Genomic DNA, 13,092 nt, shown 5'->3' on the forward strand with positions numbered 1-13,092 from the left:
GACATGGCAAAATTGACAAAAAAGCAAAAAGAGGCTGCTTCAAAAATTGAAAAGAACAAACTATACTCTTTAAAAGATGCTGCGGCATTAATAAAAGTAGTTTCTTCTGCAAAATTTGATGAGTCTGTTGATATCGCAGTTCGTTTGGGTGTAGATCCAAGAAAAGCGAATCAAATGGTGAGAGGTGTTGTAACACTTCCTCATGGTACTGGTAAAGACGTTAAAGTATTAGCATTGGTTACTCCAGATAAAGAAGCGGAAGCTTTGGCTGCTGGTGCTGACTTTGTAGGTCTTGACGATTATTTACAAAAAATAAAAGACGGATGGACAGATGTTGATGTAATCATTACTATGCCTTCTGTAATGGGTAAATTAGGTCCATTAGGTCGTATATTAGGGCCTAGAGGTTTAATGCCTAACCCTAAAACAGGTACTGTAACTATGGATGTTGCAAAAGCTGTTCAAGAGGTAAAAGCTGGTAAAATCGACTTTAAAGTTGACAAGACTGGTATAGTGCATGCAGGAATTGGTAAAGTTTCTTTTGGAGCTGAACAAATTGTTGACAATGCTCACGAAATTATTCAAACATTAATCAAACTTAAACCAACTGCGGCTAAAGGAACTTACATCAAAAGTATTTACCTTACTAGCACAATGAGTCCAGCAATTGCTTTGGACCCTAAAGCAGTATAATTGGTAGTTAAAAATTTTTAGTATGACTAGAGAAGAAAAATCAATCGCGATTGAAGTTTTAACTGCACAGTTAGCTGGTACAAACATTGTTTATGTATCTGATATTTCTGGATTAAATGCAGAAACAACTTCAAACTTGAGAAGAGCTTGTTATAAAGCAGGTATAAAATTAGAGGTTGTTAAAAACACTTTGCTTGCAAAAGCAATGGAAGCTTCTGCTAATGATTATGGAGATCTACCTTCAGTTTTGACAGGTAACAGTGCTATATTCATTTCAGATGTCGCAAATGCACCTGGAAAAATAATTAAAGATTTTAGAAAAAAATCAGCAAAACCTGTATTGAAAGGGGCTTATATTAATTCTGAAATTTACATTGGAGATGATCAATTAGATGCGTTAGCAACTATTAAATCTAAAGAAGAGCTTATTGGCGAAATCATTGGATTATTGCAATCACCAGCACAAAGAGTTATTTCTGCTTTGCAAAACCAATTCGCAAATAGCGAAGCGGCTGCAGAAACAGAAGCATAATTAAAAACGAGTTTATCTCTTTTTTATTTAAAAAAGCGCACAATAAATAAATTATATTTTACAAATCATTTTAAAACGATAGAAAAAATGGCAGATTTGAAACAATTCGCAGAACAATTGGTTAACCTTACAGTTAAAGAAGTTAACGAATTAGCAACAATATTAAAAGATGAATATGGAATCGAACCAGCTGCTGCAGCTGTAGTAGTTTCAGGTGGTGGAGAAGCTGCTGCTGAAGATGTTCAAACAGAATTTACAGTTGTATTAAAAGAAGCTGGTGCTTCTAAATTAGCAGTTGTAAAATTAGTTAAAGAACTTACAGGTTTAGGTTTGAAAGAAGCTAAAGATGTAGTTGATAGTGCTCCTAGCAACGTTAAAGAAGGTGTAACTAAAGAAGAGGCTGAAGGGCTTAAAAAATCTTTAGAAGAAGCTGGAGCAGTAGTTGAACTTAAATAGTTCACCCCAGTTTTAAGAATTTGGTTTAGGTCTTGGAAATATTTCCAAAGACCTAAACCCTTTTTCGTATAATAAAATTATAGCGTTTTATTATAAAATAGTTTAAAATACAAAAGTGTTTTTAAATCAATACGATGAAAGAAAATAAAGCAAATGAGCTTGCTCTAGTATTATTTTTAAAGAGGTATTGGTTAAAAAAAGAAAGTATTGGTTAAACTGTGTTTTACACAAAAAATTACTTTTTTTTAATCAAAATTTTGTCCATAGATGATAACAAATCAGACTGAAAGATTGAATTTTGCCTCTACAAAAAACATTCCTGACTATCCAGATTTTCTAGATGTTCAGGTAAAATCGTTTAAAGATTTCTTCCAATTGGAAACCAAATCTGACGAAAGAGGCGACGAAGGATTATATAACACCTTCATGGAAAACTTTCCAATAACAGATACAAGAAATAATTTTGTATTGGAATTCCTTGATTACTTTGTAGATCCACCACGTTACACAATTCAAGAATGTATTGAAAGAGGTCTAACTTATAGTGTTCCTTTAAAAGCAAGGTTAAAACTATATTGTACAGACCCTGAACATGAAGATTTTGAAACAATTGTTCAAGATGTTTATCTTGGTACAATTCCTTATATGACTCCTAGTGGTACTTTTGTTATCAACGGTGCTGAACGTGTTGTTGTTTCTCAACTTCACCGTTCTCCAGGTGTTTTCTTTGGTCAATCATTCCACGCAAATGGAACAAAATTATATTCTGCAAGAGTAATTCCTTTTAAAGGTTCTTGGATAGAATTTTCTACAGATATTAATAGTGTAATGTACGCTTATATCGATAGAAAGAAAAAATTACCTGTTACAACTTTATTTCGTGCAATTGGGTTCGAAAGAGACAAGGACATCCTTGAGATTTTTGACCTAGCTGAAGAAATTAAAGTTTCTAAAACTGGACTTAAAAAATATATTGGAAGAAAATTAGCCGCTCGTGTTCTGAACACTTGGCATGAAGATTTCGTAGATGAAGATACTGGCGAAGTAGTTTCTATCGAACGTAACGAAATAATCCTTGATAGAGATACTATTATCGACAAAGATAATGTGGAAGAAATCATCGATTCTAACGTTAAATCTATTTTATTACATAAAGAAGATAATAATCTTGTTGATTATTCTATCATTCACAATACATTACAAAAAGATCCAACAAACTCTGAAAAAGAAGCTGTTGAGCATATCTACAGACAATTGCGTAACGCAGAACCGCCTGATGAAGAAACTGCTCGTGGTATTATAGATAAATTATTCTTTTCTGACCAACGTTACAACTTAGGTGAAGTAGGTCGTTACAGAATAAACAAAAAACTGGGTCTTGATACTCCAATGGAAAAGCAAGTGCTTACCAAAGAAGATATCATTACTATCGTTAAGTATTTAATTGAATTGATTAACGCGAAAGCAGATATTGATGATATTGACCACTTATCAAACCGTCGTGTACGAACAGTTGGTGAACAATTGTCTCAACAATTCGGTGTTGGTTTAGCTCGTATGGCTAGAACTATTCGTGAGAGAATGAACGTTAGAGATAACGAGGTGTTTACACCAATCGATTTGATTAATGCCAAAACATTATCATCTGTAATCAACTCTTTCTTTGGTACTAACCAATTGTCTCAATTTATGGATCAAACGAATCCATTGGCTGAGATTACACACAAGAGAAGATTATCTGCACTTGGACCAGGTGGACTTTCGAGAGAAAGAGCTGGATTTGAGGTTCGTGACGTTCACTATACGCACTACGGGCGTTTATGTCCAATTGAAACTCCAGAGGGACCAAACATTGGTTTGATTTCATCTCTTGGTGTTTATGCTAAAGTAAACGGAATGGGTTTCATTGAAACTCCTTACCGTAAAGTTACTAATGGAGTTGTTGATTTAGATGCTACTCCAGTTTACTTAAGTGCTGAAGAAGAAGAAGGAATGTTAATTGCCCAAGCAAACATTAAAATGGATGCTACAGGTAAAATTACTGCCGAAAACGTAATTGCACGTCAAGAAGGTGATTTCCCTGTAATTGACCCTTCTCAAGTACATTATACAGATGTTGCTCCAAATCAAATTGCATCGATTTCAGCATCTTTGATTCCTTTCTTGGAACATGATGATGCGAATAGAGCATTGATGGGATCCAACATGATGCGTCAGGCCGTACCATTAATTCGTCCTGAAGCACCAATCGTTGGAACTGGTTTAGAGCGTCAAGTAGCTTCTGATTCTAGAGTTTTAATTAACGCTGAAGGAGATGGAGTTATAGAGTATGTAGATGCTAATATCATCACAATCAAATACGATCGTTCTGAAGAAGAAAGAATGGTGAGTTTTGAACCTGATGAGAAAACATACAATCTAATTAAATTTAGAAAAACCAATCAAGGTACAAGTATTAACCTTAAACCTATCGTAAGAAAAGGGGATAGAGTTGTTCTTGGACAAGTTTTATCTGAAGGTTATGCTACTCAAAATGGGGAGTTAGCATTAGGTCGTAACTTAAAAGTGGCGTTTATGCCATGGAAAGGGTACAACTTTGAGGATGCGATTGTTATTTCTGAGAAAGTGGTTCGTGATGATATTTTTACCTCTATTCACGTTGATGATTATTCATTAGAAGTTAGAGATACTAAATTAGGTAACGAGGAATTAACGAATGATATACCAAACGTTTCTGAAGAAGCTACTAAAGATTTAGATGAAAATGGTATGATTAGAATTGGAGCCGAGGTTAAACCTGGTGACATTCTTATCGGTAAAATTACTCCAAAAGGAGAATCAGATCCTACTCCAGAAGAGAAATTGCTTCGTGCAATCTTCGGGGACAAAGCGGGTGATGTTAAAGATGCTTCATTGAAAGCATCTCCTTCATTACATGGTGTAGTTTTGGATAAAAAATTATTTGCAAGAGCAGTAAAAGACAAACGTAAACGTACTCAAGATAAAGATGCTTTAGGAGCGCTTGAAATGGAGTTTGAAGTTAAGTTTGTTGAGCTTAAAGATAAATTGATTGAGAAACTTTTTACTATTGTAAACGGAAAAACTTCTCAAGGTGTAATGAATGATTTGGGTGAAGAAGTTTTACCAAAAGGTAAAAAATATACTCAAAAAATGCTTTATGCAGTTGAAGATTTTGCTCACTTAAGTAAAGGTCAATGGGTTGCAGATGATGTGACAAATAAAATGGTTAATGATTTAATTCATAACTATAAAATTAAATTGAACGATTTACAAGGTGCATTACGTAGAGAGAAATTCACTATTACTGTTGGAGATGAATTGCCAGCAGGAATCTTGAAATTGGCTAAAGTGTATATCGCTAAAAAACGTAAACTGAAAGTTGGGGATAAAATGGCTGGACGTCACGGTAACAAAGGTATTGTTGCGCGTATTGTTCGTCATGAAGATATGCCTTTCCTTGAAGACGGAACGCCAGTTGATATTGTGTTGAATCCACTTGGGGTACCTTCACGTATGAACATTGGTCAGATTTATGAAACTGTTCTTGGTTGGGCTGGTATGAATTTGGGTAGAAAATTTGCTACTCCAATTTTTGACGGAGCTTCTCTTGATCAAATCAATGAATTGACTGACGAAGCTGGAGTACCACGTTTTGGACATACTCATCTTTATGATGGTGGTACTGGAGAGCGTTTCCATCAAGCAGCAACCGTAGGTGTGATCTATATGTTAAAATTAGGACACATGGTTGATGATAAGATGCATGCACGTTCTATCGGACCATACTCATTGATTACGCAACAACCTTTAGGAGGTAAAGCGCAATTTGGAGGACAACGTTTTGGAGAGATGGAGGTTTGGGCACTTGAAGCTTATGGAGCATCAAGTACACTTAGAGAAATCTTGACTGTGAAGTCTGATGATGTTATTGGTAGAGCAAAAACTTACGAAGCAATCGTTAAGGGTGAATCTATGCCAGAACCAGGATTACCTGAATCATTCAATGTATTAATGCATGAGTTGAAAGGTCTTGGACTTGACATTCGTTTAGAAGAATAATATAATAGTATTCAGTATTCAGTTTTTAGTAATCAGTGATAAACTGAATACTAATTTCTGAATACTGAACACTTTTTTAAAATTAGTTTTAAGGATTTATACCCGTAACCCGTTCCGATTTTTTATAGAAACTTAATCTGTTTTTGTAATTAGCACTTCAATTTTTTTGAAGTTTAGAGAAGTAAACCGAGGAGATAGAAACGCATTTCTGCTACATTTCTACAAATATCAATTTTTTAATTGCAAATAAATCAATAGTAAAGACTATGATGAATAATAGAAATAATAACAATAAAGATAAGAATCCTGTTAAGAGATTCAACAAAATTTCAATAGGACTTGCTTCTCCTGAATCGATCTTGAAAGAGTCAAGAGGTGAAGTATTAAAGCCTGAAACCATCAATTACAGAACTCACAAACCAGAACGTGATGGACTTTTCTGCGAACGTATTTTCGGACCAGTTAAAGATTTTGAATGTGCTTGTGGTAAATATAAAAGAATACGTTACAAAGGAATCATATGTGATCGTTGTGGTGTAGAAGTTACCGAGAAAAAAGTACGTAGAGACAGAGTAGGTCACATCAATCTAGTTGTGCCAATTGCTCATATCTGGTATTTCCGTTCTCTTCCTAACAAAATTGGTTATATACTTGGTCTTCCATCTAAGAAATTAGATATGATTATCTACTACGAAAGATACGTAGTAATCCAAGCGGGTATTGCTAAGAATGCTGAAGGTGAATCAGTTCAAAGATTAGATTTCTTAACTGAAGAAGAATATTTGAATATATTGGATACTCTTCCTGCAGACAACCAATATCTTGATGATTTTGATCCAAATAAATTTGTTGCCAAAATGGGAGCAGAGTGTATTATGGATTTATTGGCTCGTATCAATCTTGACGAATTGTCATACGATTTGAGACATAAAGCAAATAATGAAACATCAAAACAACGTAAAACTGAAGCTTTAAAAAGATTGCAAGTTGTTGAGTCTTTCCGTGAGTCTAACTTAAACAGAGAAAATCGTCCGGAATGGATGATTATGAAAGTGGTTCCGGTTATTCCACCAGAATTACGTCCTCTTGTGCCTCTTGATGGTGGTCGTTTTGCAACTTCGGATTTGAATGATTTATACCGTCGTGTAATCATCCGTAACAATCGTTTGAAACGATTAATCGAGATTAAAGCTCCTGAAGTAATCCTTCGTAACGAAAAACGTATGTTACAAGAATCTGTGGATTCACTTTTCGATAATACTCGTAAAGCGTCTGCAGTAAAAACAGAATCAAACAGACCATTAAAATCATTATCTGATTCCCTTAAAGGTAAGCAAGGACGTTTCCGTCAAAACTTACTTGGAAAACGTGTGGATTATTCTGCTCGTTCGGTAATTGTTGTTGGACCTGAATTGAAATTGTTCGAATGTGGTATTCCTAAAGATATGGCAGCCGAATTATACAAACCTTTCGTTATTCGTAAATTGATAGAAAGAGGAATTGTAAAAACTGTAAAATCAGCTAAGAAAATAATAGACAAAAAAGAGCCAGTAGTTTGGGATATCCTTGAAAATGTTATTAAAGGTCACCCAATATTACTGAATCGTGCTCCAACCTTGCACAGATTAGGTATACAAGCATTCCAACCAAAATTAATTGAAGGTAAAGCGATTCAATTGCACCCTTTAGTTTGTACGGCATTTAATGCGGATTTTGATGGGGATCAAATGGCAGTTCACTTGCCTTTAGGACCAGAAGCTATTTTGGAAGCACAATTATTGATGTTGGCTTCTCACAATATATTGAATCCCGCAAACGGTGCGCCAATTACGGTACCTTCTCAAGACATGGTACTTGGTCTATACTATATGACCAAGGAACGTTTGTCTACACCTGAAAAAACTATTTTAGGTGAAGGAATTACTTTCTATTCTGCGGAAGAAGTAAATATTGCTTTGAATGAAGGAAGATTAGAATTGAATGCAAGAGTGAAAATTAGAGCAAAAGATTTTAATGAAGCTGGAGAATTAGTTTATCAAATTGTTCAAACCACTGCTGGTCGTGTATTATTTAATGAAGTAGTACCAGAAGCAGCTGGATATATCAATGATGTATTGACTAAGAAAAACTTAAGAGATATTATCGGACACGTTTTGAATGCTACTGATGTTCCTACAACGGCAGCTTTCTTGGACAATATGAAAGATATGGGTTATAAATTTGCCTTCAAAGGTGGATTATCATTCTCTCTTGGGGATATTAGAATTCCAGATGAAAAACCAAAATTAATTGCAGATGCTAGAGAGCAAGTTGAAGCTATTTCTGCGAATTATAATATGGGTCTTATTACTAATAACGAACGTTACAACCAAGTTATTGACGTATGGACTTCAACAAATGCACAGCTTACAGAAACAGCAATGAAAAACATTAGAGAAGACCAGCAAGGTTTCAACTCTGTGTATATGATGCTTGATTCTGGAGCAAGGGGTTCCAAAGAACAAATTCGTCAGTTGACCGGTATGCGTGGTTTGATGGCTAAGCCAAAAAAATCAACTGCTGGTGGTGGTGAGATTATTGAAAACCCGATTCTTTCTAACTTTAAGGAAGGACTTTCTATCCTTGAGTATTTCATTTCTACTCACGGTGCTCGTAAAGGTCTTGCGGATACGGCTTTGAAAACGGCTGATGCTGGTTATTTGACTAGAAGATTACATGACGTTTCTCAAGATGTTATTGTTAATATTGAAGACTGTGGAACATTAAGAGGTGTCGAAGTTTCTGCGTTGAAGAAAAATGAAGAAATTGTTGAATCATTAGGAGAAAGAATTTTAGGACGTGTTGCTCTACAAGACGTTGTAAATCCTTTGACTAATGAGGTTTTAGTAAAATCTGGTGAACAAATTACAGAGGTATTGATGAAAGCTATTGAAGCTTCTCCAGTGGAGAAAGTTGAAGTACGTTCACCTCTTGTTTGTGAAGCTACAAAAGGTATTTGTGCAAAATGTTACGGTAGAAACTTAGCTACTGGAAAAATGACACAAAGAGGAGAAGCAGTTGGTGTAATTGCAGCTCAATCTATTGGAGAACCAGGTACACAGTTAACATTACGTACTTTCCACGTTGGAGGGGTTGCGGGTGGTATTTCTGAAGAGTCTAGTATTATTACTCGTTTTGGTGGTAAACTTGAAATTGAAGATTTAAAAACTGTTAAAGGTGAAGATAGTGAAGGTAATTCTGTGGATATTGTTGTTTCTCGTTCAACTGAGTTAAAATTAATTGACGAAAAAACTGGTATTTTATTAAGTACAAATAATATTCCTTATGGATCTAGTATTTTTGTTGCAGATGGACAATCTGTTACAAAAGGTACTGTTATCTGTAAATGGGATCCTTATAATGGAGTTATCGTTTCTGAGTTTACTGGTAAAATTGCTTATGAAGATTTAGAGCAAGGACAATCGTTTATGGTTGAAATTGATGAGCAAACTGGTTTCCAAGAAAAAGTAATTTCTGAATCTAGAGCCAAAAAATTAATCCCAACTTTATTGGTTTACGGTAAAGAAGGTGAATTGATTCGTTCTTATAACTTACCTGTTGGAGCCCACTTAATGGTAGAAAACGGTGAGAAAATTAAAGCCGGTAAAGTATTGGTTAAAATCCCTCGTCGTTCTTCAAAATCAGGAGATATTACAGGAGGTCTACCAAGAATTACAGAGTTGTTAGAAGCTCGTAATCCTTCTAATCCAGCAGTAGTTTCAGAGATCGATGGTGTTGTTTCTTTTGGTAAAATTAAAAGAGGTAACCGTGAAATCGTTATTGAATCTAAATTTGGTGATATTAGAAAATACTTGGTTAAGTTATCAAGTCAAATTCTAGTTCAAGAAAATGACTTCGTACGTGCAGGTGTGCCTTTGTCTGATGGTGCTATTACTCCAGACGATATTTTAAGAATTCAAGGTCCAGCTGCTGTTCAACAGTATCTAGTAAATGAAATTCAAGAAGTATACCGTTTACAAGGGGTAAAAATCAACGACAAACACTTTGAAGTAGTAATACGTCAAATGATGCGTAAAGTTAGAGTTCAAGATCCTGGGGATACATTGTTCTTAGAAGATCAATTGATTCATACTAAAGACTTTATTGTTCAAAACGATAATCTTTACGGTATGAAAGTTGTTGAAGATGCTGGTGATTCTAGCGCTTTAAAAGCAGGGCAAATTATTACACCTCGTCAATTACGTGATGAAAATTCATTGTTAAAACGTACAGATAAGAACCTAGTTGTAGCACGTGATGTAATCACGGCCACTGCTACTCCAGTTTTACAAGGTATAACTAGAGCTTCTCTTCAAACTAAATCATTTATTTCTGCTGCTTCTTTCCAAGAAACTACTAAAGTATTAAACGAAGCTGCTGTTGCAGGTAAAATTGATTACTTAGAAGGATTGAAAGAGAATGTTATTGTTGGTCATAGAATCCCTGCTGGAACTGGTATGAGAGAATATGATAATGCAATTGTAGGTTCTCGAGAAGATTACAATGATATGATGGCTAATAAAGAAGAATATATTTATTAATTCTTTCTATACTATTTCTCTCTCTGCTTGTGTAGGGAGAGAATATAGAAAAATATAATTATTTTATGAGTAATTCTAATCAACAAGAACAGATTAATATTGAATTAGATGAAAAAGTGGCAGAAGGAATTTATTCCAACTTAGCTATAATAAATCATTCTTCATCAGAATTTGTTTTAGATTTTGTATGTATTATGCCTGGTGTGCCAAAAGCTAAGGTTAAATCTAGGATTGTATTAACTCCTCAACATGCCAAAAGATTGTTGAAAGCTATTGGAGAAAATATACACCGTTTTGAAAACGCCCATGGCGAAATTAAAGATAGTGATCAACCATCAATTCCCTTGAATTTTGGGCCAACAACAGGTCAAGCATAATTTTGAAAACCTCTCGATTTCGAGAGGTTTTTTTTTGTCGATGTTTTTTTAATTAACTCTTTGGTATTTATTTATTAACGAAAAACACACTTAAACGACTATTCTAGTTATTCAACGACTATTTTTTTTCTAACATACCTATTGCTATAGCTTTGTCCATTATTGATGTGCTCCAAATCATCAGAAATCTATCAAAATGAAAACAGTAAGTATTTTAGTAAAAATGAATAATAGAAAACTTTTGTTTTTTATTGTGTTTTTGGTTGCTGTACTTTCAAATACTGCAGTATTTGCTCAAGAGGTTAATTTGTTAAATACTTCAGTGGAAATAGTAGTAAATTTAAACGAAAATCCTGCAGATGCAACACCAGTAAGAGTTTCAACTACTGTTTCTAGTTCAAATGTAAATTTTATTTTATGGTTTATGGGTACAAAAGAGGATTTGAGTAGAAATAAATCAAATGATTCTTTTTCCAAAAAAAGTATTTTAACTTCTGGTAGAGAACCAAATCGCTTATTGTTAAAAACGCTTCTTAAAAAAGCAATTAACATTAAATCCTGTTAGTTTATAAGGTTGAATTTAATTTGTATATATAAAAAAACGCCGACTTTTATTAGTTGGCGTTTTTTTTGTTTATAGTGCATTTTATACTATTCAAATTCAGAAGTGAAAAATATTTTTACATTTGGGTATTTATTTTGTGTCATCTGGATGGTGAAATCAGAATCAGCAAGAAATACCAATTGTCCATATTTATCATGGGCTAGAAATTTTTGTTTGATACGTCTAAATTCTTTGAATTCATCACTTTTTAGGTCATTTGGTTTAACCCAACACGCTTTATGTACAGGAAAATTTTCATACGTACATTTAGCACCATATTCATGTTCCAGTCTGTATTGAATAACTTCATATTGTAAAGCTCCAACCGTACCAATTATTTTTCGATTATTCATCTCTAAGGTAAATAATTGTGCAACACCCTCGTCCATCAATTGATCTACTCCTTTGTCAAGCTGTTTGGCTTTCATTGGATCTGCATTGTTGATGTATCTAAAGTGTTCTGGAGAAAAACTAGGGATTCCTTTAAAACTCATGATTTCGCCTTCTGTTAAAGTATCTCCGATTTTGAAATTACCTGTATCATGCAAACCTACAATATCACCAGGATAAGAAATATCGACAATTTCTTTCTTCTCGGCAAAAAAGGCATTTGGACTAGAAAATTTTAAATTCTTTTTTTGACGAACATGGTAGTACGGTTTGTTTCTTTCAAAAGTTCCAGAAACAATTTTTATAAAAGCCAATCGGTCTCTGTGTTTTGGATCCATATTGGCATGGATTTTAAAAACAAAACCAGACATTTTTTCTTCTTTGGGATCTACCAATCTGGTTTCAGAATCTTTAGGTCTTGGTGAAGGCGCAATTGCAACAAAACAATCCAATAATTCTCTAACTCCAAAATTGTTTAAAGCTGAACCAAAAAAGACAGGCTGTAATTTACCGTCTAAATAATCTTGACGATCAAATTTTGGATACACTTCATCGATTAATTCTAATTCTTCTCTTAATCGGTCAGCTGGTTTTTGTCCAATTATTTTTTCTAACTCAGGATTTTGAACATCCGAAAATGCGATAGTCTCTTCGATATTTTTACGACTGTCTCCGCTGAAAAGGTTTATATTTTGTTCCCAAAGATTGTAAATTCCTTGAAAGTCATACCCCATTCCGATAGGGAAGCTGAGCGGAGTTACTGTTAATCCCAATTTTTGCTCTACTTCATCCATTAGATCAAAAGCATCTTTACCTTCTCGGTCTAATTTGTTGATAAATACAATTATGGGTATCTTACGCATTCTACATACAGCAACCAATTTTTCTGTTTGTTCCTCAACACCTTTGGCAACGTCAATAACAACAATTACACTGTCTACTGCGGTTAAGGTTCTAAAAGTATCTTCAGCAAAATCTTTGTGACCTGGAGTATCAAGAATGTTTATTTTTTTCTCTTTATAATTAAAGGCTAAGACAGAAGTAGAAACAGAGATTCCTCTCTGACGCTCAATTTCCATGAAATCACTCGTTGCACCTTTTTTAATTTTATTATTTTTTACAGCACCCGCTTCCTGTATAGCTCCTCCAAAAAGCAACAATTTTTCAGTTAGTGTTGTTTTACCTGCATCGGGATGCGAAATGATCCCAAAAGTACGTCTTCGTTGTATTTCTTTTAAAAAACTCATATTTTTATATCAATAGTTTGCAAAAGTACTATTTATAAATGCTAATTGAAAAATATACTTCTAATAAAAGGTATCTTAAATGGTTCAATCTGATATAAAAGTATAAAAAAAGCTACCCTTAATGGATAGCTTA

At 34.2% G+C, this 13,092-nt stretch carries 8 protein-coding genes; 7 read left to right on the forward strand and 1 reads right to left on the reverse strand.

Features of this window, described 5'->3' with window-relative positions; genetic code table 11:
* The first annotated feature begins 3 nt into the window (after nucleotides 1-3).
* From rplA to AC8GF4_RS11025, 7 genes are all read left to right on the forward strand, one after another.
* Nucleotides 4-693 (forward strand): 50S ribosomal protein L1, encoded by a 690-nt coding sequence (rplA, locus tag AC8GF4_RS10995; RefSeq protein WP_073203489.1) that lies wholly within the window; start codon nucleotides 4-6, stop codon nucleotides 691-693.
* A 22-nt stretch (nucleotides 694-715) separates the two neighbouring features.
* On the forward strand, nucleotides 716-1,225 hold the full coding sequence (gene rplJ / locus AC8GF4_RS11000) for a 50S ribosomal protein L10 (RefSeq protein ID WP_506594644.1): 510 nt from the start codon (nucleotides 716-718) through the stop codon (nucleotides 1,223-1,225).
* An 87-nt stretch (nucleotides 1,226-1,312) separates the two neighbouring features.
* Nucleotides 1,313-1,681: a 50S ribosomal protein L7/L12 gene (gene rplL / locus AC8GF4_RS11005; RefSeq protein ID WP_086455315.1), complete on the forward strand. Its 369-nt coding sequence runs from the start codon at nucleotides 1,313-1,315 to the stop codon at nucleotides 1,679-1,681.
* Between the two features lie 267 nt (nucleotides 1,682-1,948).
* On the forward strand, nucleotides 1,949-5,761 hold the full coding sequence (gene rpoB, locus AC8GF4_RS11010; protein WP_506594646.1) for a DNA-directed RNA polymerase subunit beta: 3,813 nt from the start codon (nucleotides 1,949-1,951) through the stop codon (nucleotides 5,759-5,761).
* Nucleotides 5,762-6,027: 266 nt separating this feature from the next.
* A complete protein-coding gene (rpoC, locus tag AC8GF4_RS11015) occupies nucleotides 6,028-10,341 on the forward strand; it encodes a DNA-directed RNA polymerase subunit beta' (protein ID WP_506594648.1) in 4,314 nt (1,437 codons plus the stop codon).
* 65 nt (nucleotides 10,342-10,406) lie between these two features.
* Entirely contained in the window at nucleotides 10,407-10,718 is a 312-nt protein-coding gene (locus AC8GF4_RS11020; protein ID WP_506594650.1) for a DUF3467 domain-containing protein, read from the forward strand.
* Between the two features lie 196 nt (nucleotides 10,719-10,914).
* Complete coding sequence (locus AC8GF4_RS11025; RefSeq protein ID WP_506594652.1) at nucleotides 10,915-11,283, forward strand: hypothetical protein; 369 nt, start codon at nucleotides 10,915-10,917, stop codon at nucleotides 11,281-11,283.
* 86 nt (nucleotides 11,284-11,369) lie between these two features.
* Here the strand turns inward: AC8GF4_RS11025 and AC8GF4_RS11030 are convergent, their stop codons facing one another.
* Nucleotides 11,370-12,959: a peptide chain release factor 3 gene (locus AC8GF4_RS11030; RefSeq protein ID WP_506594654.1), complete on the reverse strand. Its 1,590-nt coding sequence runs from the start codon at nucleotides 12,957-12,959 to the stop codon at nucleotides 11,370-11,372.
* Nucleotides 12,960-13,092 lie beyond the last annotated feature (133 nt).

The sequence above is a fragment of the Flavobacterium rarum (SeqCode) genome, assembly GCF_965234445.1.
In the GTDB taxonomy this organism is placed as follows: Bacteria; Bacteroidota; Bacteroidia; order Flavobacteriales; family Flavobacteriaceae; genus Flavobacterium; species Flavobacterium rarum.